The 21,984-nt window shown below is 56.9% G+C and carries 19 protein-coding genes and 2 pseudogenes; 11 read left to right on the top strand and 10 right to left on the bottom strand.

The window, feature by feature from the left end; translation table 11 throughout:
* Entirely contained in the window at window positions 1-792 is a 792-nt protein-coding gene (locus BM300_RS00170) for a helix-turn-helix transcriptional regulator (protein ID WP_092221983.1), read from the bottom strand.
* 138 nt (window positions 793-930) lie between these two features.
* On the opposite strand from BM300_RS00170, the gene BM300_RS00165 reads away from it, so the two are divergent.
* The 3 genes from BM300_RS00165 to BM300_RS00150 all read left to right on the top strand — a co-directional run bounded on the left by BM300_RS00165 (window position 931) and on the right by BM300_RS00150 (window position 4,659).
* Window positions 931-2,034 (top strand): polyamine ABC transporter substrate-binding protein, encoded by a 1,104-nt coding sequence (locus tag BM300_RS00165; protein WP_092221985.1) that lies wholly within the window; start codon window positions 931-933, stop codon window positions 2,032-2,034.
* 152 nt (window positions 2,035-2,186) lie between these two features.
* The gene (gene tssI / locus BM300_RS00160) at window positions 2,187-3,515 is read left to right on the top strand and encodes a type VI secretion system tip protein TssI/VgrG (protein ID WP_092461552.1); all 1,329 of its coding nucleotides are present in this window, start codon (window positions 2,187-2,189) and stop codon (window positions 3,513-3,515) included.
* A gap of 436 nt (window positions 3,516-3,951) precedes the next feature.
* Window positions 3,952-4,659: a class I SAM-dependent methyltransferase gene (locus BM300_RS00150; RefSeq protein WP_092141626.1), complete on the top strand. Its 708-nt coding sequence runs from the start codon at window positions 3,952-3,954 to the stop codon at window positions 4,657-4,659.
* A gap of 19 nt (window positions 4,660-4,678) precedes the next feature.
* Here BM300_RS00150 and BM300_RS00145 read toward each other — a convergent pair whose 3' ends face one another.
* The 3 genes from BM300_RS00145 to BM300_RS00135 all read right to left on the bottom strand — a co-directional run bounded on the left by BM300_RS00145 (window position 4,679) and on the right by BM300_RS00135 (window position 7,440).
* Window positions 4,679-6,445: a S8/S53 family peptidase gene (locus BM300_RS00145; RefSeq protein WP_092344887.1), complete on the bottom strand. Its 1,767-nt coding sequence runs from the start codon at window positions 6,443-6,445 to the stop codon at window positions 4,679-4,681.
* 97 nt (window positions 6,446-6,542) lie between these two features.
* Window positions 6,543-7,109 (bottom strand): DUF6630 family protein, encoded by a 567-nt coding sequence (locus BM300_RS00140; protein WP_092344889.1) that lies wholly within the window; start codon window positions 7,107-7,109, stop codon window positions 6,543-6,545.
* Between the two features lie 37 nt (window positions 7,110-7,146).
* Window positions 7,147-7,440: a hypothetical protein gene (locus BM300_RS00135; protein ID WP_063321519.1), complete on the bottom strand. Its 294-nt coding sequence runs from the start codon at window positions 7,438-7,440 to the stop codon at window positions 7,147-7,149.
* A gap of 217 nt (window positions 7,441-7,657) precedes the next feature.
* Between BM300_RS00135 and BM300_RS00130 the strand changes: the two genes are divergently transcribed.
* Entirely contained in the window at window positions 7,658-7,963 is a 306-nt protein-coding gene (locus BM300_RS00130) for an NIPSNAP family protein (protein ID WP_039011797.1), read from the top strand.
* Window positions 7,964-8,060: 97 nt separating this feature from the next.
* Here BM300_RS00130 and arsH read toward each other — a convergent pair whose 3' ends face one another.
* On the bottom strand, window positions 8,061-8,795 hold the full coding sequence (gene arsH, locus BM300_RS00125; protein WP_092344891.1) for an arsenical resistance protein ArsH: 735 nt from the start codon (window positions 8,793-8,795) through the stop codon (window positions 8,061-8,063).
* Window positions 8,796-9,001: 206 nt separating this feature from the next.
* Between arsH and BM300_RS00120 the strand changes: the two genes are divergently transcribed.
* Window positions 9,002-9,718 carry a class I SAM-dependent methyltransferase gene (locus BM300_RS00120; protein WP_092142706.1) on the top strand — a complete coding sequence of 239 codons (717 nt, stop codon included), beginning with the start codon at window positions 9,002-9,004 and terminating at the stop codon, window positions 9,716-9,718.
* 23 nt (window positions 9,719-9,741) lie between these two features.
* On the opposite strand, the gene BM300_RS00115 is transcribed toward BM300_RS00120, so the two are convergent.
* Complete coding sequence (locus tag BM300_RS00115; RefSeq protein WP_080766468.1) at window positions 9,742-9,903, bottom strand: DUF2986 domain-containing protein; 162 nt, start codon at window positions 9,901-9,903, stop codon at window positions 9,742-9,744.
* A 279-nt stretch (window positions 9,904-10,182) separates the two neighbouring features.
* Here BM300_RS00115 and BM300_RS00110 point away from each other — a divergent pair, with 279 nt between their 5' ends.
* Complete coding sequence (locus tag BM300_RS00110) at window positions 10,183-10,734, top strand: cytochrome b (RefSeq protein ID WP_092461550.1); 552 nt, start codon at window positions 10,183-10,185, stop codon at window positions 10,732-10,734.
* An 18-nt stretch (window positions 10,735-10,752) separates the two neighbouring features.
* On the opposite strand, the pseudogene BM300_RS00105 reads toward BM300_RS00110, so the two are convergent.
* A pseudogene (locus BM300_RS00105) lies at window positions 10,753-11,067 on the bottom strand (alpha/beta hydrolase); the annotation flags it as partial.
* Between the two features lies 1 nt (window position 11,068).
* Between BM300_RS00105 and BM300_RS00100 the strand changes: the two are divergent.
* Window positions 11,069-11,482: pseudogene (locus BM300_RS00100) on the top strand (LysR substrate-binding domain-containing protein); the annotation flags it as partial.
* A gap of 173 nt (window positions 11,483-11,655) precedes the next feature.
* Here the strand turns inward: BM300_RS00100 and BM300_RS29820 are convergent.
* The 3 genes from BM300_RS29820 to BM300_RS00090 are packed head-to-tail and all read right to left on the bottom strand — an operon-like array spanning window position 11,656 to window position 16,527.
* Complete coding sequence (locus BM300_RS29820; protein ID WP_139197642.1) at window positions 11,656-12,186, bottom strand: hypothetical protein; 531 nt, start codon at window positions 12,184-12,186, stop codon at window positions 11,656-11,658.
* Window positions 12,173-14,863 carry an RHS repeat domain-containing protein gene (locus BM300_RS00095; protein WP_092344901.1) on the bottom strand — a complete coding sequence of 897 codons (2,691 nt, stop codon included), beginning with the start codon at window positions 14,861-14,863 and terminating at the stop codon, window positions 12,173-12,175. Before BM300_RS00095 ends, BM300_RS29820 begins: the two co-directional genes overlap by 14 nt.
* 17 nt (window positions 14,864-14,880) lie before the next feature.
* Entirely contained in the window at window positions 14,881-16,527 is a 1,647-nt protein-coding gene (locus tag BM300_RS00090; RefSeq protein WP_256571606.1) for a DUF6531 domain-containing protein, read from the bottom strand.
* Between the two features lie 296 nt (window positions 16,528-16,823).
* On the opposite strand from BM300_RS00090, the gene BM300_RS00085 reads away from it, so the two are divergent.
* The 4 genes from BM300_RS00085 to BM300_RS00070 are packed head-to-tail and all read left to right on the top strand — an operon-like array spanning window position 16,824 to window position 21,950.
* On the top strand, window positions 16,824-17,306 hold the full coding sequence (locus tag BM300_RS00085; protein ID WP_063321514.1) for a formate dehydrogenase subunit gamma: 483 nt from the start codon (window positions 16,824-16,826) through the stop codon (window positions 17,304-17,306).
* On the top strand, window positions 17,300-18,859 hold the full coding sequence (locus BM300_RS00080) for a formate dehydrogenase beta subunit (RefSeq protein WP_092344905.1): 1,560 nt from the start codon (window positions 17,300-17,302) through the stop codon (window positions 18,857-18,859). The genes BM300_RS00085 and BM300_RS00080 overlap by 7 nt, the downstream gene beginning before the upstream one ends.
* Window positions 18,856-21,732, top strand: coding sequence for a formate dehydrogenase subunit alpha (gene fdhF, locus BM300_RS00075; RefSeq protein WP_092461548.1), 2,877 nt, complete (start codon window positions 18,856-18,858; stop codon window positions 21,730-21,732). Before BM300_RS00080 ends, fdhF begins: the two co-directional genes overlap by 4 nt.
* Window positions 21,729-21,950: a formate dehydrogenase subunit delta gene (locus BM300_RS00070; RefSeq protein ID WP_092141591.1), complete on the top strand. Its 222-nt coding sequence runs from the start codon at window positions 21,729-21,731 to the stop codon at window positions 21,948-21,950. The genes fdhF and BM300_RS00070 overlap by 4 nt, the downstream gene beginning before the upstream one ends.
* Window positions 21,951-21,984 lie beyond the last annotated feature (34 nt).

Below are 21,984 nucleotides of genomic sequence, written 5' to 3'. Positions count from 1 at the left end.
TCAATGGGTAGCGGGAACATTCTGTTTGGGCATGAAGAATCGAGCAAATAGCTCAGATTGCGACTTGATATTCAATTTTGCATAAATGTTGCGGCGGTGAACTTTTATGGTCTCCGCCGAGAGGGACAGCTTTCCGGCTATTTCCTTATTGGAGAAGCCGCTGAGTAATAAACGGAGTACGTCACTCTCGCGTGCGGTTATTTGGGTGCCAAGCTGATTGACCGTTTCCGGCCACAGAGGTGGCTCGGCCAGGGTTTTCTCTACGTCAATTTCAAAACCCATGCGCTGATGCATCAATGCTGTCACCCACGGTTTTATGATGTCCAGCATGGTTATTTGTTCTTGGCTAAAGCGGACTTTGCTGCCGATGGAAATGCATAACGTTCTGTCGGCGTCGAGTTGGACATTGAACTGTGCCTCATCCATGGAGATGTACTGTGCAAAGTACTGATGGTAATACTCGGTTTCAAGAAAATATTCCGGTGCTATATCCAGTAGGTGGAAGAAACCACTCTGTGGGTTTTCCCGATTGGCTATATAGAACGGATCCAGCAAGTAAAGACCCTTCACATAACGATGAATGAATGCGTCGACTTCTTCCGCGTCTGCTATCTCGGGAAGGCTAACAACCTGCACGTGTTGATTGCTGAAAATCAATACAACCCAATTATCGATTTGTACATATTCATTCAAGGTGCGAACAAGTGAACTCCAGAAATCTGGACGATTCAGCTGCATGATCAGCTTTCCAATCGATCGATGCCAAGCCAGGCTGTGGAGGTCAAACGGCATTTTCTACCCCTTTAGGGTTAGGGATTCGCAGGTCAAAGGTAAGTATTCGTAGGTATTTACTATTCGGTAACACCCGGTATATTCGCTGCCAGGGTTAACGATGGCCATGAGGGCGTATCGTCTTGACAAGGATGTTGCATGAGAAAGTCACATTTGCGAACCATTTTTTCCGCCTCGCTTCTCTGTGCAGGGATAAGCACATCAGTAGCGGCCGTAGAGCCCGGGATGTATCTGTATAACTGGTTCGGGTTGCTTGCGCCGGAGACGCCAAAGGAGTTTGAACAGGAAACTGGCACGCGCGTGCATATGGATGCGTTCGACAGCGCTGAAATCATGCAGAGCAAGGTCATGGCCGGGCGCACCGGGTATGACGTGGTTGTGGCGACCTCCAATGTGTTGCCCAGCCTGATCCAGGCGGGAGTCCTTCAGCCATTGGATCGTAGTCAACTGAGTAACTTCTCACACATCGATCCTGATCTCTTGTCCCAGCTCGCGGTCAATGACCCTGGTAACCGCTACGCCGTACCTTATCTATGGGGCACTACCGGCATTGGTTATGACGTTGACAAAGTCAGGGGCGCGTTGGGTGATAATGCCCCGGTGAATAGCTGGGACCTGATCTTCAAAGAGGAAAACATTAGCAAGCTACAGTCGTGTGGCGTGGCAATGCTTGACTCTCCAAGTGAGATCATTTCGATTGCGTTGAATTACCTTGGACTCCCTAGCAACAGCAAGAACCCGGATGATTACCAGAAAGCGCAAGCCTTGCTGTTGAAAATTCGTCCTTACGTCCTCTATTTCGACTCCTCCAAAATCGACGCTGACCTGGCCGATGGCAATATTTGTGCAGTTGTGGGATGGGCTAACGGTGCCCTTGCTGCGCAGGCCATCAACGAGAAGGCCAACACGGGGCGCAAGATCGCCTACAGCCTTCCTCGCGAAGGAGCGCTGTCCTGGTCAGAGAATCTGGTTTTGCTGAAAGACGCTCCCCACCCCAAGGAAGGCATGGCGTTCATTAATTATATGATGCGACCAGAAGTTATCGCCAAGACCTCAAATCACACGCTATACCCTAACGCCAATAAGGATGCCGCTGAGTTCGTCGAGCAGAAGCTGCGAGACAATCCTTGGATTTATCCAGACAAAAAAACGATCGCGACACTTATTCCACTTGAGCCACTGCCGTTGAAGTTGGAGCGGATCCGCACGCGGATCTGGACCAAAGTGAAGAGTGGTGTCTGATCTGACTTGATTTGTATGTCTGGAAAGTAAGACGCAAACGCCGATATACAGGAACGCTGGGCGGGTGGGTTCGTGCCTGTTAATCCATCAGCCCAGTATTGTTCGGGGTCTTCCGGTCCATTGCGCCGCCTTATGTAAGAAGAGAACAGCGGATGTTCAGCCCAGCCAATCAAACGCACTTCAGTTTGACCATCGAAGGTTTTGAGCACGATTTTCAAGTGCTCGCATTCACTGGAAAAGAGGCGATCAGCAGGCCTTACCTCTTCAATGTGGAGTTTGTTAGCGAGCGGTCTGACCTTGATCTCAAGAGCCTCTTCGACGTAGAGGCTTTTCTGACCTTCGACTCGAAGGGCAACGGCATTCATGGACGGGTCTACCACATCGCTCACAGCAGTAACGGTGAGTGTTTGACGCGCTACAGGCTGGCCCTCGTACCGCACCTGGCCTACTTGCGCCATCGCATCAACCAGAGGATCTATCAACAGTTCTCGGTGCCGAAAATCGTCGCCTTGATACTGGAAGAGCACGGCATTCTGGGCGACGCCTATCGGTTTCATCTGGGGGCGACCTACCCCGAGCGTGACTACTGTACCCAGTACGACGAAACGGATTTGCACTTCATTCAGCGCTTGTGCGAAGAAGAGGGTATCCACTTTCACTTTCAGCACGGCGCTCAAGGCCACGTGCTGGTCTTTGGCGATGATCAGTCGGTTTTTCCCAGTATTGGCCAACCCACTGCTTATAGGGATGAGAGCGATAGGGTGGCCGACGAACCCCTGATCAAGCGCATCAACCTGCGTCTGGGACAGCTCACCAGTCGTATCTCGCAGCGCAACTATGATTTCGAGCAACCGCTGGACATTGAAAAAGATGACAGTCCGCAGCGTTATACCGGTCATGAGCACGGCAAGCAGATACGTCTTCGGACTATGGAGCGCCGCCATGCGGCCTATCGACAAGCTGAAGGGCAAAGTGACCAGACTCGGTTAGTCAGCGGCCATGTGCTGGAAATCTCAGGCCATCCGCGCCAGGAGTGGAACACCCTATGGCTACTGACCCAGGTCATCCACGAAGGCCGGCAACCACAGGTATTGGGTGAGAACGTCGCCCGTGGCAACACTGTGAACGAAGATGACTTTCATCAGGGTTACCGCAACCGCTTTGTCGTTCTTCCGTGGAATGTTTCCTATCGTCCGCCGTTGGCTCACAAGAAACCTCAGGTGCCAAGCATGCAGACCGCTGTAGTCGTCGCTTCAGAAGGCGAGGAGATCCAGAATGATCGGTGCTTCGGACGGATCAAGGTCAAGTTCCCCTGGGACCGTGAAGATAGATTTGACGACAAGAGTCATTGCTGGCTGAAGGGCGCCGCCGACTGGCGTTGTGAGATTGGGCCGCCGCGGATGGGCATGGAAGTCGTGGTCACATTTCTTGAGAACGATCCTGATCAGCCGGTGGTTGGCGGTTGCCTGTGTTGTCGTTGAGTGTGCTGCTTTTTATGTCTTAGGCATGGGTTGCTGATCCAGTAGACTCTGCTCAAGGTTTATGCAGACCTGTTCGAACCAAACTGCAAAAGTTGGCTAGCTTTCGTTCGTGCTTGCGTTGTGTGACCTGTATCGAGCCACGCCAGCCTTTGATATGCAGTAGTAGTCGCTATTGGTTGCTGACACTTCGCCAGAAAGCACTCGTCATTGATAGGGTTTGTGCTCGCACGGCGTGTGAATACGAGTGGGGGGACATGTGATGGCCTTCGCACAGGCTGCCGGGCTTTCCAAAAAGGATGTGATCGTGAGGGCGCGCGGGAGCTATGAAAAGGTGCGGACCTTCGACACCTATGGGGCTTGACAGCCCTGGGATACTCAAAGCGTAGCCGCATCCATCGCGGTACATCCCATCACGACGCAAAGGAAGGTGCTCTCCATGCGCAATGAAGAACTCAAGGCCTTATTCGACCAGCAGGCCGCCAGCTACGACAAGCAATGGGCGGGAATGGCGCCTATTCGTGACGCCCTGTACACCCTGCTCGACGCCGTATTCGCTGACTTACCGGAGAATGCCCGGATTCTCTGTGTCGGCGTGGGCACCGGTGCGGAACTGGTCCACCTGGCCAAGCAGAACCGCGGCTGGCATTTCACCGCGGTTGACCCCTCGGACGCCATGCTCGATATCTGCCGGCAGAAAGCGGTACAAGAAGGCTTCCTCTCGCGTTGCAGCTTTCACCAGGGTTACCTCGACGCGCTACCTGCCGAGCCTGAGCACGACGGCGCTACCTGCTTTCTGGTGTCTCAATTTTTGCTCGAGCCACAGTCCCGCATAACTTTCTTTAATGAGATCGCCCGCCGGCTCAAGCCGGGCGCAATACTGGCAAACGCCGACCTCGCCGCCGACATCGAGTCACCTGCCTATGAGGCACTGCTGCGCAACTGGATGACGCTGATGTCCTCGGCAGGCGTACAGCCGGAGATGCTGGCCAGAGCTCGTGCCGCCTACGCCCGAGACGTGGCTATCTTGCCGACACAGCAGGTCGCCGGTCTCATCGGGACCGCTGGGTTCGAGGCTCCGGTACAGTTCTTCCAGGCGGGGCTGATGCATGGCTGGTTCTGCCCGCGCAAGCAGACATCGTCTTGAGTTGGACTGACCTAGGCTTTCAACGCACGCGGTCGCGGCTTTGTGCGGCCAGGTCCAGGGCCTTTTGCATGTCCAGCCGCGCTGAGCGGCCGACGTCTTTGTCGTTGAGTTGATAGCGACGCTCCGACGGCAGGATGGGCGCGGTGAGGTCTTCGGCGTCCATCTGTTCGAAGTCGTGGTTGTCGCCGATGGTCATGGCGCTGCGGCGTAGCAGCATGCGCAGTTGCTCGGGGTGCAGTTGCGGGTTGATGGACAGCATCGCCGCCAGCAGGCCCGCGACCATGGGCGTGGCGTAGGAGGTGCCGCAATGCACTGCGCCTTGCTGGTCGGCGTTGGTCGTCGAGGCGTGGGCGCATGCGGCGGCGGTGATGTCGACGCGCATGTCGATGTTCGAGGAACTGCGCTTGACTGCATAGGCCGGGTCGTCGACGGCGACGTCGGTATGCTCGCTGCGCTGGTGCCCGCCGACCACCAGCAATTGTTCGGTGATGAAGGAGGAGGGCAGGCGGTATTCGTCGCTGCCCGAGAACGAAGCGCCATTGCCGGCGGAGTTCACCACGATGACGTCGGGATGTTCCTTGCGCAGCCAGAGGAAGAATTCCTCCAGCAACTCCTCATATCCGCCCATGGCGATGCCCGAGCGCAGCAGCGAGTCGACCTCATCGCCTTTGATGTCTTTGGCGCCGACGCGGTGGATGCCCCAGCTCCAGTTGAGCACGCGCACACCGTCCTCCACGAGGTTGACGGAGGCGGCGATATTGGCGGTGATCCCGGCATCGGAATTACGCTCGACGATGACCTCGAAGCCACCGCTGGCTTTGTCCAGGCCACGGAGAAAACCAGTGTTGCCGTTGTCGTCCCAGCGCGCGGCGAGAATGCCGGCGACGGTTGTGCCATGGTTGTCCGGCTTGTCTGCATCGCGGGCGTAGACACAGGTGCGCGGCGGCGAGCAGGCGCCGAGGTAGTCTGCGAAATCCGTCGTGTCGAAATCCACATCACGCTCGATCAGGCCAATGCGTACCGGTTGCGGCTGGATGGGCGGCTGTCGTGCGGGGATGCGTCGTTGGTAATAATTCACCGCGTCGAGGAAGCGATTCGCGGCCCACTCATCGGAGTCCAGGGCAGGCTTCTTCGGTTCTTCAGGATGGGCTGCGGCTTGCTCGGTTTCTTCGGCCGAGGACTCTTCGATGACCACGGCGTCCACGCTGGTCTCGCTGCCCAGGCGCAACACCAGGGCGTCACGCTGCACCAGGTCCTTGGCCGGCAGGCGAAGTTGGTACAGGTTCAGCGGCGCGATGCTGCCGACTACCGTTGCCCCATACCTGCGGGCCAGGCGCTCGGCTTCCTGACGGCCGTCACGGTCTTCCTCGATCAGCACGCTGACCAGGTCGAGGTAGGTGGTCAGGCCATCCATGTTCTTCGCTACTTCGTGCGCTCCGGCGGCCAGTACGTGACTGTTGCGCAACGTCAGCCAGGCGGCATTGCTGGCGCGTGGGCCGTCCTGCAGCGAGAGCGGGCCGCTCTGGTAGTCGGTGCTGTCCAGGCGCAAGCGCAGGTTCTCCCCTTCGCGTTGGATCGTGTCTGCCGGTATCACCTTGGCGCCCAGTTTCAGTTGCGGCGTTGCGTTGCCCAGTCCGCGTACGGTCAGGCACCAATCCTGGCGCTGGGTTTCGAGCAGGTCGCCGCAGCGTTTCAGGCTTTCCAGGCGCAGCGGTTCAGGCACTGCGACCGCCGCGCTGGCAGCCAAAGAGAACAACGTAGCGAGGGCAGCGGATCGTAGGGGCATGAGCCAGGTTTCTTTGCCGAGGGTCTTGTTGCTCCGACTGTTACCTTGCTCGCTTTGTTCAGCGGGATGACGTTATCCAGCGATGACGCCTCTTCGTTCAGAAGCTATCGAGGCGTACTTCAACACCTGCTTGCCGCCCGAGCTCGATCATGGCTTCAACCTGGTCGGTATCGGCGATGAATCCCACATATTCGTCGCCACCAGAGTCCAGGTGCAGGTAGCGTTTGTCGAATGCCGCCAGCCACTGGTCAAAACTGGCCAGCGTCTCCGGCATCGATAGCGTGCCCTCGTGCCGATAGGTGTAAGCCTCTTTCACCCCGCTAGCGCTCACCAGGTAAGGCGCCAGATATTCGAAACCATCAAAGCCTTTCCAGTCGACGCCGAGCAAAGCCAAGTGTTCGAGCTTCTGGCCCCGGTCTGTATCCAGCAATCCTTCCACCAGTGCCGAGACTGGCTCCAGGCCCGAGCCGTACAGGCGCAGCACGCGCCGAACCAGCCTGGCGCGCTCGTCTTCCGGCATGCGGGCCAATATGGCTTGGGCAAATGCCTTGAGCTCGGAGCGATAGGGATGCAGCTCCCGCATGATCGCCGCGTCGCTGACAGTCGTTTCCTCCGGTGGCGGCAGCGTAAAGCGGCCGCCGAACAAGCGATCAAGAATGCCCATGTCCTTTCCTTGAATTGTTCATTTTTCCAGCCAACCGTTACACGCGCCCAACATGAACGCGATACCTGATATCCCGATCAAAACTGTCTTCCGGGTTTTCATAAGCTTCCAGTGTTTCCAAGAACCCTGTGCACTCAAGACTCGCCAGATCCTCAAGGGTCCAATCAAAGGGGAAATCGCTGGAAAAGCTTTCACCCTGATATTCAACCCATCGGAAAACCGGGAAGGGCAGGTAACCGAGCCACTCTGACCGATAGGTAATCTCGTCGGATTCGCCGCTCGTCACCACGGCGTGGATCTTGTTTTTGATGGTTGCTTGGCGTTCATCCATGGTGTTTCGATCCTGGTTGATGATTGATCGCAGGCGTCAGGCACTGCGATAGCAAGCGCCGCATTTGTTTTTTGAGCGCTCGATCATGGCAGGGGAGTACTGACCCGGGTGATGAGAGGGAGCGAGCGAAGAAGTTGTTCGGCCAATGGCAATCATCGACGACATGCCTCGTATCCTGTGTAGAATCCGTTTTTTTAGTTTTCAAAGGATTGAGCCCATGATTACTTGCCATGTCAGGTATGTCATTGACCCCTACCAGATCCCAGCTTTCGAGAGCTACTCGCGCCAATGGATCGAAGTGGTGACCCGAATGGGGGGCGTCCATCATGGCTACTTTCTCCCCGCCGAAGGCGCCAACAACATCGCCTACTGCCTGTTCAGCTTTGCCAGCCTGGCCGACTACGAAAACTATCGAAGGAAAGCCGAACAGGATCCAGCGTGCGTTGAATTAGTGACCCAGGCGACGGAACAACGATTCATTCTGAGTTATGAGCGTAGTTTCCTGCGTCCTGTTCTGGATTGAGCGGGTGGATGCTTGAATCAATGCCAGATTTCAAGCCATGAGCCAACGTCCGTTAAGGTTCTACATCCCACCGAAGAACCTATCACTATCGCTGCACCTAGATAGACCTCTGGTTAACGCGTTTGGAGAGCGCTTCGGCGCTTTCCTTTCGCTCGGAGTAGCGGTCGACCAAATAGGTTTCTCTGCCGCGCACCAGCAAGGTGAACTTCATCAGTTCCTCCATGACATCGACGACCCGGTCGTAATAGGGCGATGGCTTCATGCGCCCGACTTCGTCGAACTCAAGGAAGGCTTTGGGGACGGAGGATTGATTGGGTATCGTGACCATGCGCATCCAACGCCCCAGCACACGAAGTTGGTTCACCGTGTTGAAGGATTGTGAGCCGCCGCATACCTGCATCACCGCCAATGTCTTGCCTTGGGAAGGACGAACCGCGCCCAGCGCGAGCGGGATCCAGTCGATCTGTGCCTTGAACACCGCCGACATCGAGCCGTGGCGTTCTGGCGAGCACCAGACCTGGCCTTCCGACCACATCACCAGGTCGCGCAGTTCCTGCACCTTGGGGTGATCGACGGGCGCATCGTCCGGCAATGGCAGCCCGGACGGGTCGAAGATCGCGGTTTCGGCGCCCATGAGCTCCAGCAGGCGCGCCGCTTCGCGGGTCAGCAACTGACTGAAAGAGCGCTCGCGGGTTGATCCATACAGTAAAAGTATGCGCGGTTTATGTTCTGGTTCTGCGCCCTTTGCGAGTTTTTCCGCTGTGGGTACGTCGAAGAGTGACAGGTCAAGGTTTGGGAAGTCATGCGGGGTTTCGCTGGAGAACTCAGTCATTACACAGCTCCAATTCGGTCCAGAACATATGGAAAAAAACATATTCGTATTTCCATATGTTTATCGCAAGTCGCAATTCGCTGACTGCGCAAAATGCTGCCGATGGAAAACGATATTCCTTATGGGAATGCTGCGCATAAAATTAATGAATTTTTATTATTCCTAAGCGAGGCGTAGCTTGATTTCAGCATATGGAGAACTGCGCTTTGAAATCATCCTCGTTTAATTCAGCGGAAAAGTTTGATACCTCACGGGCCAACGAGTACGGCCGGCAGAGCCGCATTGCACTCGCTGGATACGACGCCTGCCAAGACCTGGCGGCGTGCATGCTGGCGGCGACCCTTGGGAATGTGGGCTCGGCGAAAATACTGGTGGTGGGCGCCGGCGGTACGGCGCAAGAGATCATTGCAATGGCCAAGCTGGAGCCGGGTTGGCGCTTCACTGCCATCGACCCCTCCGAGCCTATGCTGGAGGCCGCGAAGCAGCAATTAGCCGCAAACAACTTGCTCGGAAGAACCGCCATGCATCTTGGGCACGTTGAAGACCTGGTAGCCAACGGATCGTACGATGCTGCCACCTTGATCGGTGTACTCCATCATCTCGATGGGGATGAAGCCAAGTCGAAAATATTGCGGTCCATCCAGGCACACCTAAAGCCGGGGGCGCCGCTGATTGTCGCCGGGAACCAATATGCGTATGCCAGTCAACCGTTACTGCTCGCGGCCTGGGGGCAACGGTGGCGACAGCATGGCGCCAGCCCGGAAGAAGTGACAGTCAAGCTTGGCAAGATTCTTCAAGGCGCCGATCCTCCACATTCCGAGGCTGCGGTTCAAAAACTGTTGAGTGATGCAGGATTCGGCAGTGCTACCCGGTTCTTCAGCAGTCTTTTCTGGAGCGCCTGGTTAACGTGCAAAACGGCCTGAGGATGGAACTTCAGCAACGTGGATCAGCTTTCCGGCGGCGTGATGGGGGCGTCGCTGGCTTCAGCCGCCAGTTTCAGTCGGTCGGCTTTGCTGATGTATTGAGTCTTGTTTTTGGGTGCGAGCTTGGCACTGGCTTTTTTGGCGTTAGCCTTCAATAACTGGTTTATTTTCTTGCGGCGATTCATGGTGTTCTGCTCAGCATGTCAATTTTCCGGATGGTATCAGCTTTCCGTTTTTCCAGGCTTTTTCCTGACTTGGCTATGGACTTCACGCGGTGCTCGATAATGATCGAGTTATTTGGGGCCTCTAAGCGGATCGCCGAAGTTTGAAGGTAAAAAACTTCTTGAAATGTCGGTCTTCAGACTGCCTTAAGACTTTGCCTGCAAATTGGCAGCATCGGTTCCAGCGACCGGATCGAGGCTGGCGAATGAGTCGGCAGCCGTCAGACTTTCACGAGGCGTGTCATGACCCGCGATGTTGCCGTAAACCGTTATGGAAAACTGTCGATCACCCTGCACTGGTTGATGCTGGCACTGTTCGTCGGTGTGTATGCCTGTATCGAGATCAAGGGTTTGTTGCCCCGTGGCAGCGCCGGGCGAAGCCTGTTCCTGGGGTTGCACGGGCTCTTCGGGCTGAGCATTTTTGCACTGGTTTGGGTTCGTCTGTTCGGGCGCCTGACACCACGCCCGCCCGTCACACCCGCGCCGCCAGCCTGGCAGACGGGTGTTTCCCACCTGATGCATGCGGCCCTGTATGGCCTGATGATCGCGACACCCGTGCTGGCCTGGTTGATGCTGGCCGCCGGCGGTAAGGCCGTGCCGTACTTCGGGTTCTTCTTGCCGGCTCCCGTGGCGGTGGATCCCGATTTGGCCAAACAGCTCAAGTATTGGCACGAATTGCTTGGCAGCAGTGGCTACTGGCTGATCGGCCTGCATGCGGCGGCGGGGCTGTTTCATCACTACTGGGTGCGTGACAATACCCTCGTCCGGATGCTGCCGGGGCGAAACCGCTCTTGACCACTTTCCCGTCCCTTGTCATCTCAGATTGCTCTGGAAGAAGCTCGTCAGCTTATCGAACGGAATGAGGTTGACCCGATCATAAAGATCGACATGGCCTGCCCCAGGAATGATGACAAGTTCCTTGGGTTGACCGGCGAGTTTGTAAGCCTCCTCGCTGAACTCCCTGGAGTGCGCATCGGCGCCAGCAATGAATAACATCGGATGAGGCGAAATGGTCTCGATGTCATTGAGGAGATAAAAATTCATGAACTTGATGTTGCTTGTCAGCGTCGGGTGCGTGGTCAGGTCTTTGGACGAGCTCGATGGCGTGAACTCACCGCGCGGGGTGCGAGGCCCTCCATTGCGGATGGCTGTCGTCGCTTCGCAAGCGTACTTCGCTGCCCACGCCATTCCCAAGGCCCTCCACGATCTGATGAGCCATCGGTGTATCAACCAGCGCATGCAAACATCAGACGGGTTCTATGTCTGGGACTTTGAGCGTCGAGGCAAACAGGTGAACGTGCGAGTGGACGGCCAACTGATTTTCAATACGTCGACCCATATCCTGCAGGCGGCAGTGGCCGGGCTGGGCGTTGCCTACCTGCCAGAAGAAGAGTTTGAACCGTACCTGCAAGAAGGCCGGCTGGTGCGCGTGCTGGAAGATTGGTGCCCACCGTTTTCAGGCTACTATTTGTACTATCCCAGCCGGCGGCAACCTTCGCCTGCATTTACGTTGGTTGCCAACGCATTGCGCCAAGCCCATTAAGGACGAGTGCCGGTTCAAATAAGCGGATCCGGCGTATGTCTTGCTCGTTCAGGCAGCGCTGATTCACGGGTACGGCTTTCAAGTAATCGCTTTAAACCGGGCGCTCAAATACCTCTAAAGAAACGTTACGGCTTGGGGCAAGCCGTAACGTTTAGTAACTCACGTGCTAGCCCTCATGAGAATCTCGATATCCACCAAGTGATATAGGTTTCAAGGTGATTGTTTGACCATGATATGTATTTCAATCCCTGGTGGTTGGTCAGGTGTTTTACAGTCAGCGTCTCGGATTTACTTGCTGGATGCCTTTCGAATACGGTGTCTGATGCTTTCGGAAAGTAGGATATGGCAAATAATCGTCCGTTTATAAAGCTGAATTGCGCAGGGGCGGTGCTGTTATCTATTTTGTAGTTGGGTACTTCAAATGTTTTTAAAGAGAATTTTTTTCGCAGAAGACCACTGTTTTTTTCTAAGTTTTCTAGAATTACAGGCTTGTAGCCTTCCGTTTCAAGGAAGCTCAAAGTCTGATCAACAAAGCTGCAGCTATTGACGTTGTTTATTAGCAGAGGTGGAGAGTCCTCGCAAACACGTTCAATGTTCACGGGTTCTTGGTATCTGAGTCCAACGGTAGCAAAAACCACAGTCACCAGAGCAATCAGTGCTGCTGATGTTTTCGACAGTTTAAGAATGGTATTAATAGTATGCACCTTCAGAGCTTGCCTCTGTCCTTAAGATTCCATTGTTAAGAAATGTCATGCAGTTTTGGGGGCAGTTTTCAGGAGGGTTGTTGCCCTTGGCTGCGCATATGCCCGCTTGGTTGTTAAAGTCATCCATGGCCCTTTCGCTGGGATTTTGCCCGAAATTTGATATCTCATTTGCCCAGCCTGCTAACTGACTTACTGTTTCTCCCCAGTTCGATGAGGCAATCATGCAGGATGCAACACAATGTCTATACGCATCTTGAGGCCCATTGTGCATGCCAGGCAATTTACTATTTTGCGCTTCGGTTTCAGCTTTTGCGGACCACTCAAAAATAGATTCCAAGCCTAACGGGTCAACGTATTTCAGCGGGTTGACATTTACATAACTGTAGGTGTTAAGCCCTCCCGCCAAACCAATCGGATCGCTCTGCATGTAGCGTCCAGTTTTCGGGTCGTAATCACGGAAATAGTTATAGTGGAGTCCAGTCTCAACATCGTAGTACTGACCGGGAAAGCGTAGGTTGATTTCCAGTTGTCCGCTGGCTTCCTTTGTACCAAATGCATCGGAAACCCACTCCCATATCTTTGTTCGCGCCGCGTTCGTTGCGATCCGCGGTGTGTTGAGGTGGTCGCTATGGAGGTAGAACGCGGCGCTGTTTGCTGGCGCGCCCGTTGCACCGTAGCTCACACTGATCCCGCCCAAGGGCACCCCTTCGAGCCAGATATAAAACTGACTTCTCAGCTTCTTGCCTTGGTTATCGAATACGTGCTCGCCAAGAAGTTCGCCACTCAACCCGTAGATAAATGTTGTAGTGCCTTGAGAGGTGATTTTTTTGGTTCGTTGGCCGAAAGCGTTGTAGCGGAACCGAGCCTTGACAGCACCCTTGATTTTCACTTTGCTCAGGCGATTCTGCTCGTCATAGGAAAACTGACGATTGGCGCGGTCTGCGGTCAGGTTGCCTGCCGCGTCGAAGTCTACCGAGTGGGTGCCTGCCTGCGTCAACCGATTGTTGCTCGCCCCATACTGATAAGACGTGCCAGCGGTGACACGCAACTCGCCGTCAATCAACGTGCTGAGCGCTTTTCGGGTGCGGTTACCCGCGGGATCATAAACGTAAGTCATCCGGTTGAAAGCAGTAGATTCTCCCACCAGGCGATCCAGCGGGTCATAGCTGTAGCCATGGTAGTCGACTGAGTCGCGTTGCATTTGAGTCATGTTTCCCTGGCCGTCGTAGGTATAGGCGTTACTCTGGCCTGCAACGGTTTGAGCGGTCAGCCGGTAGTCCAGATCGAAGGTACGTTGAAGCGTAGTCTCGTTGGCCCAGGTCAGGTTTTTAAGCGGACCAAAAGGTTGATACGTGATGTTGCTGGCGAACGCGGTCGGCTGCCCCGTACCGCGCCGAATTTGTACTTGGCTGATTTGTCCTGTGGTGTTGCGCGAGTAAACGATGCTGAAACCTGTTGGATAGTCGATCCTGCTCAACCGATTGGCGACATCGTATCCATAGCCGATTTGTTCTGGCTGAGTGGCTGTGTTTGCAGGCGCTGTTTGCCGCTGGGCTGTAACGTTGCCTTGGGCGTCGTAGGTGTAATTCAGCTCCCCGTTGACGTCCTCCACGGCTGTCAGTCGGCCAATGCCTTTGTTACCGGCGGCAATCGAATCGTAGTGGAACTGAACGTCCAGTGCCGGGTTCGTCGGATAGCGGCGGGCGGTCAGGCGATTGAGCGCATCGTAGGTAAAAGTCGTGACCACCCCACGCGCGTCCACCTGTTGCGTCACGTTGCCTGCGGCATCGTATTGGTAGTCAGTGGCGCCGCTGTCAGGGCTGTTCACCCGCGTCAGGTTTCCCAGGCCGTCGTATTGATATTGAGTGGTTGCACCACGTGGGTCGCGGACTTGCGTGAGGTTATCTTGAACGTCGTACTCAAGTTGAGTGATGCCATTGAGCGGGTCAGTATTCGTCACCCATCGGTTCAATGAGTCAAAGGCCCGTTGATGGCTGTGATTGCGGGGGTTGGTCAGCATGATCGGATTATCGTTAAGGTCGTACTGGGTCCGGCTTGTCTGGCCGGCAGCACCCACTGAACGCAGCAAGCGACCCAGTTCGTCATACACCCATTGATGTTGTCTGGTCAGATGACCGGTCTTGTCCTTGATCCTTACCGCAGTCCGGTTCCCCATCGGGTCGAGATCAAATTCGATCTGTTCCCCTGCGTTATTGGTCACTCGAATGAGCCGCCTTGCGTCGTCCCAGGTGTAAGCCGACCAGCTATTGTCTGCGCGAATTATCTTGGTGATGTCGCCCACGGCATTGTGTTCAAGGCGAACTGTGCCGGTAGCGTTACTCAGCGATTTCACCCAGCCTTGTGGTGCATAGGTCAGGTTTGTAATAACACCATTGGAATCGACAACTGTCTTAGGATTGCCGGCGACATCAAAGTTGGAAAATCTGGTGGTGTGGCCGAGCGCGTTGATAATGCGTGCCAGATGTCCTTTGGCATCGTATTCATAGCGGGTAATGTCACTTACATCTGTTCGGGGCCCATCTGACGACTCCAGCAGCCCCTGGGTATTGTAGGTGAACGACCAGCCACGTTCGGCAGCTTGGCAAAGGGGAAGGCTGGTAATGGTTCCGCCCAAAGCGAGAGTGAGCAGAGCAACCCTGCATGTCAATATGTTCATATTCAGATCCTTCTGAATTAACGTGAAATGATTGTTTTACTGAGCTGGCGCCCTTGAGTGTCGTAGGTGTATTGAATGGAGCGATCCGGTTCGTTGATGCGCACTGGGGAATACAACGTAGGGTGCCATTCGGTGGTGATTGTTCTCGCTTGAGGAGTGCCGCTCGCTTCCGTGCGAGAGGTTTCCAGGCCACGGTCGTTGTAGAGATAGGTGGTTATATTGCCATTGTTGTCTGTTTTTGTTGTCAGCAGACCGCGGGTGTCGTAGGTGAAAGTTGAGTTGCTATCGGGGCAGTTGGCCGATGGAAAACCTGTAATGGATTTGATGCGTTTGATGCCTTGAATCAATTCAAATTGATAGTGCGTCTGCTTGCCCAACGCGTTAGTGACCGTGGACGATCCATCACTGTTGTAGTTGACCAGGACTTTTTCAGCACCAGCAGCGTGCTCACCTGAAATGGCGCGTCCTTGTTCATCATAGGTCCATGTGGCGTAACGCACCCCGCGTTCATCGATAATGCCGGTCAGAAGTCTGCGGTCGTTGGGGTCTTGATAAAGGTATTGTTTGTTTTCTGTATGGTTTGGATGGTTTTTGATCATCGAAGTAAGCTGTTTGTAATCATTGTAGGTGTAGCTAATGTTTACGTTGTTCGCTGTGACGGTAAGAGGTTGCTTCTTTGCGTCCTCGGTAAACGTTAAGGTGTTGCCAAAGCCGTCAGTGACAGTTGCAATGGTATTTAAGTATGTGATGTTTAGTGCGATACCCGATTTGATGAGCGCTATGAGCCTTCCGTCGCTGTCAAACTCAAGTGCGTGATTGTTGGAGGCATGATAGCTCCAGCGGTTTGACAGGCGGGTGAGCTTGCCCGTTTCTGGTGGTTTACCCTTATACGACGCACCTTCCTTTTCGAAATAGGAGAGGTTTCCATTATGATGAATAAGCGTGATCAGGTTCTCTTCGAAACTTAGTCTGGATGAATAACCATGTCGCCATATTCCATCGGCGCTTCTGTAGGACTTTGAAAACTCGAGTGGATTTAAAGATGAATGTGAGTTCGATGCAGAGTAGTCATTTTCGAGTTGTATTTTATAGCCTGTTGCGAAATTTATCGGATTTCCCGTTAGGCTTGAAGGGCAGCTGTTGTCCACCCCTTGGGCTTCGCATTGTTCGGTGAAGTTATTAAAAGCTTTCCCGCCTTCGCATGAGTTGCCATGCCGGTATATCGATATGGCTAGATTGTCATCGGGCCCGTCACCATAGAAAAGGTTACAGGTCCATTGGTTTTCCCTTGAGGTGGGAGTGGCAGAGCCGTATTCATACATTTCGTACTCAGTGTTTTCGTGCAGAAATCGACAGGCTTGTTCTGGGGATAGATGATTTTTCTGTGGTCCCTGCCAATCCCAAGCTTCCGGTTGAATATGCCAATAATATTCCTCTGCTGTTGTGTTAAAACTAGTGGCAAGCAGTGAGAGTGACAGAGAGTATGAGGCGAGTATTTTGGGTAACATTGGGCGTCCTTGCGGTTTTTTAGGTTTTAAACTCCCTTGATGATCTCTTGGTGCGACGCTGTGAAAACGATACATATATAGTGTGTTTGTAACTTTATGTTGTGATCCAACAAAGCACTCGCCACGCTGCCAGTCAGGAAAACGACCAATAGCCACCGATCGCTGCGGGTCGCCTACACTCACTTGTGTATTTGACTTCCCGCGGACGCAGGGCAACTTTTCACGCCTAGTCGCTTTCAGAACACGTTTCGTCGTCCATGTGCAATCGCCAACCCCCGGGAGTGGCAAGCTGTGAGGATGCCCCGGACCAGGTGCGCCAAAGACACCTGGCCGGAGAGCGAGAATGGCGATCGGATGTGCCACGCGACCGTGACGTGGGCCGGACGCCGCAGCCAAGACTCCGGACGGCTGCCGCTATGCGGTGGTGTCGTTCGAGATGCCGAGGTACGTTTATGCCCGATGAGACGCTTCACCTGCCTTTGATCCACAGCGTGCTTGCGCGCGAAAAGGACACCCCCGGTGCCTTGCTGCCTATTCTCCATGCCATCCAGGCAGGCTGCGGGTATGTCCCCGACAGCGCCGTCCCGGAGATCGCCCACGCCCTCAACCTCAGCCAGGCTGAAGTGCGCGGGGTCATCAGCTTCTACCACGATTTCCGCACCACGCCGCCGGCGCGCCATACCCTGCGCCTGTGCCGGGCCGAGTCCTGCAAGAGCATGGGCGCCGAGACCCTGGCTGCGCAGTTGCGCGAGCAATTGGCGCTGGACGATCACGGTACCAGCGCCGATGGAAGCATCAGCCTGCGGCCGGTCTATTGCCTGGGCGCCTGCGTCTGTTCGCCGGCCCTGGAGCTGGACGGGGAGTTGCATGCGCGGATCACGCCTGAGCGTCTGCGTCAGTTGGTCAATGATTGCAGGGAGGAGGGCGCATGCTGACGCTCTGTATCCCCCGCGATTCGGTAGCCCGTGCCGTGGGCGCGGACAAGGTGGCCGATGCGTTGGCCCTTGAGGCTGAGCGTCGACAGCTACCGTTGACGGTGTTGCGCACCAGTTCCCGTGGCCTCTATTGGCTGGAACCGCTGGTGGAGCTTGAAAGCGTCGGCGGCCGGTTGGGCTTTGGCCCTGTCACACCGGCCGATGTGCCGGGCCTGCTGGATGCGCTGGCAGGCGATCCTGGCAGCCATCCGCTGGCCCTGGGGCCGGTGGAGGAGATTCCCTATCTCAAGAGCCAGCAGCGCCTGCTGTTCGCGCGCGCCGGCATCACACAACCGCTGTCCCTGGACGATTACCGTGCCCAGGGCGGTTTCCTGGGCCTGGCCCGGTCCATCCAGATGGATGGCGCTGACGTGGTCGCCAGCGTGCTGGATTCCGGCCTGCGCGGTCGGGGCGGTGCGGCGTTCCCAGCGGGCATCAAGTGGCGCACGGTGCGCGATGCCGTGGGTGCTCAGAAGTATGTGGTGTGTAACGCCGATGAAGGCGACTCCGGCACCTTCGCCGACCGTATGTTGATGGAGGGCGACCCCTTCCTGCTGATTGAAGGCATGATCATCGCCGGCCTCGCCGTAGGCGCGACGATGGGCTACATCTACGTGCGTTCGGAATACCCGGCCGCCATCAGTACCCTGAACGATGCGTTGCGCATTGCTCGCGACGCCGGCTATCTGGGGGCGAACGTGAGCGGTAGCGGCCGCACCTTCGACATTGAGGTTCGTGTCGGGGCCGGCGCCTATATCTGTGGCGAAGAAACCGCACTGCTGGAATCCCTCGAGGGCAAGCGCGGCACGGTTCGCGCCAAGCCGCCACTGCCAGCGATTCAAGGCCTGTTCGGGCTGCCGACGCTGGTGCACAACGTGGTGACCCTGGCCTCGGTGCCGATCATCCTGGAGAAGGGCGCGCAGTTCTATCGCGACTTCGGCATGGGTCGTTCCCTGGGCACGATGCCGTTCCAACTGGCCGGCAACGTCCGTCAGGGCGGTCTGGTGGAGCGCGCCTTCGGCCTGAGCCTGCGTGAACTGGTGGAAGGCTACGGCGGCGGTACCGCCAGCGGTCGGCCCCTGAAAGCCGCGCAAGTGGGTGGGCCGTTGGGAGCCTGGGTGCCGCCTTCGCAATTCGATACGCCGCTGGACTACGAGGCGTTCGCCGCCATGGGCGCGATGCTTGGCCACGGTGGTGTGGTGGTCGCCGACGACAGCCTGGACATGGCCCAGATGGCCCGGTTCGCCTTGCAGTTCTGCGCCGAGGAATCCTGCGGCAAGTGCACGCCGTGCCGGATCGGCTCTACCCGTGGGGTGGAAGTGGTGGATCGCTTGATCGCCAGCACCGAAGCCGGTGCTCGTCAGGAACAGGCCCTGCTGTTGCAGGATCTGTGCGACACCCTGCAATACGGTTCGCTCTGTGCCCTCGGTGGGATGACGTCCTACCCTGTCGCCAGCGCCCTCAAGCATTTCCCCGCCGACTTCGGTCTGGCGACCACGGAGGCCGACCAATGATCAACATCTTCGATCCCAGCAGCGATATCGACCTGGGCACCCCGGCGCGTGAAAGCGACGTGCAGGTCAGCCTGACCATCGACGGGCGTGAAATCAGCGTCGCCTCCGGCACCTCGGTCATGCGTGCCGCGGCCTTGCTCGGCACCACCATCCCCAAACTCTGCGCCACCGACAGCCTGGAGGCATTCGGTTCCTGCCGCATGTGCCTGGTGGAGATCGACGGCATGCGCGGCTATCCCGCGTCCTGCACCACGCCGGTAACCGAAGGCATGGTGGTGCGCACGCAAACCTCCAAGCTCGCCACGCTGCGGCGCAACGTAATGGAGCTGTACATTTCCGACCACCCGCTGGACTGCCTGACATGCCCGGCCAATGGCAACTGCGAATTGCAGACCGTGGCGGGGCAGGTGGGCCTGCGCGAAGTGCGCTACGGCTACGAAGGCGCCAACCACCTGGCTGAGGCCAAGGACGTTTCCAACCCGTATTTCGACTACGACCCGAGCAAGTGCATCGTCTGCAACCGCTGCGTGCGTGCCTGCGAGGAAATCCAGGGCACCTTCGCCCTGACGATTACCGGACGCGGCTTCGATTCCCGGGTGGAAGCGGCCGGCGGTGACAACTTCCTCGATTCCGAGTGCGTTTCCTGCGGCGCCTGCGTGCAGGCGTGCCCGACGGCGACCCTGATCGACAAGAGCGTCGTGGAGATCGGCCAGCCGGAGCGTAGCGTCATTACCACGTGCGCCTACTGCGGCGTGGGTTGCTCGTTCCGCGCCGAGATGAAAGGCGAACAACTGGTGCGCATGGTTCCGGACAAGAATGGCCAGGCCAACCATGGCCACTCCTGCGTCAAGGGCCGCTTCGCCTGGGGCTACGCCACGCACCCGGACCGCATCACCAAGCCGATGATCCGCAAGCACATCAACGACCCATGGCAGGAAGTCAGTTGGGATGAGGCGGTCACTTACGCCGCCAGCGAGCTGCGCCGCATCCAGCTGAAGTACGGGCGTGACTCCATCGGTGGCATCACCTCCAGCCGCTGCACCAACGAAGAAACCTACCTGGTGCAGAAACTGGTACGCACCGCCTTCGGCAACAACAACGTCGACACCTGTGCCCGTGTTTGCCATTCGCCCACCGGTTACGGTCTCAAGCAGACCTTGGGCGAGTCCGCCGGTACCCAGAATTTCGATTCGGTGATGAAAGCCGACGTCATCCTGGTGATGGGCGCCAACCCGACTGACGCGCACCCGGTGTTCGGCTCCCAGCTCAAGCGCCGCCTGCGCCAGGGCGCACGGCTGATCGTCATCGACCCGCGGCGCATCGACTTGGTGGATTCGCCTCACGCCCGTGCCGAGCTGCACTTGCAACTGCGTCCGGGGACCAACGTGGCCATGCTCAACGCGTTGGGCCATGTGATTGCCACCGAAGGCTTGATTGACCAGCCTTTTGTCGACGCGCGCTGCGAGGCGGCGGACTTCGCGCGCTGGCGCGATTTCGTCAGCCAGCCGGAAAACTCCCCCGACGTCCTGGGCCCGGTGTGTGGCGTGCCTGCCGAGCAGATCCGCGCCGCGGCACGGCTCTACGCCACCGGCGGCAACGCCGCCATCTACTACGGTCTTGGCGTCACCGAACACAGCCAGGGCAGCACCTCGGTCATGGGCATTGCCAACCTGGCCATGGCCACCGGCAACATCGGTCGCGAAGGTGTCGGGGTGAACCCGCTGCGTGGACAGAACAACGTCCAGGGCTCCTGCGACATGGGTTCGTTCCCCCACGAACTGCCCGGCTACCGGCACGTTTCCAACGAAACCGTACGCGCCCAGTTCGAACAGGCGTGGAACGTGACCCTGCAACCCGACCCGGGCCTGCGTATTCCGAACATGTTCGAAGCCGCGCTGGACGGCACCTTCAAGGCGCTTTATTGCCAAGGCGAGGACATCGCCCAGAGCGACCCCAATACCCAGCATGTGACGGCCGCGCTGTCCGCTTTGGAATGCGTGATTGTCCAGGACATCTTCCTCAACGAAACGGCCAAGTTTGCCCACGTGTTCCTGCCGGGCAGCTCGTTCCTTGAGAAGGACGGCACCTTCACCAACGCTGAACGTCGCATCTCCCGCGTTCGCAAGGTGATGGATCCACTGGCCGGCAAGGCCGACTGGGAGGCCACCATCGCCCTGGCCGACGCCCTGGGCTACAAGATGCACTACACCCATCCTTCGCAAATCATGGATGAAATCGCCCGCCTGACGCCGACTTTCAGCCGCGTCAGCTACGCCGAACTGGATCGTCACGGCAGCCTGCAATGGCCTTGCAACGATGCCGCGCCGGACGGTACGCCGACCATGCACATCGACCAGTTCGTACGTGGCAAGGGCCGTTTCATGCTCACCGGCTACGTGCCTACCGAGGAAAAGGTCAACAGCCGCTATCCACTGCTGCTGACCACCGGACGCATCCTCAGCCAGTACAACGTTGGCGCCCAGACCCGACGCACCGACAACGTGGCCTGGCACGAGGAGGACCGGTTGGAGATTCACCCAACCGACGCCGAGAACCGCGGGATCGTCGACGAAGACTGGGTGGGTATCGGCAGTCGCGCCGGGCAGACGGTGCTGCGTGCGAAGGTGACCGAGCGGGTGGCTCCGGGCGTGGTCTACACCACGTTCCACTTCCCTGAATCGGGCGCCAACGTGATCACCACCGACAACTCCGACTGGGCCACCAACTGCCCGGAATACAAGGTGACCGCGGTCGAGATCGTGCGGGTCAGCCAGCCTTCGGAATGGCAGAAGCGTTATCAGGCGTTCAGTGATGAACAAAGCCGCTTGCTCAGGGAACGTCGCCATGCCGAGAAAGCGGAGGTGCGTCGATGAGCTCTGACAGCTTGATAAAGATGGCCAACCAGATCGCCCAGTATTTCGCCAGCGAGCCGGATCATACATTGGCGGTGAATGGCGTGCGCCAGCACATCAAGAGCTTCTGGACGCCGGGCATGCGCCGGGACTTGCTGGCATGGGAGAAGAAACATCCGGACGCTGCCCTGCACCCGTTGGTGTTGGCGGCGCTGGTGGAACCGGAGGTGAATGCCTAGCACGCAGTGATCCGTGGGAGCAGGCAACCCTTGT

Source organism: Pseudomonas sp. NFACC46-3, from assembly GCF_900114515.1.
GTDB classification, from domain to species: Bacteria; Pseudomonadota; Gammaproteobacteria; order Pseudomonadales; family Pseudomonadaceae; genus Aquipseudomonas; species Aquipseudomonas fluorescens_Q.
Note: the sequence above shows the minus strand (reverse complement) of the source record. Positions and strands in the feature narration are given on the sequence as shown.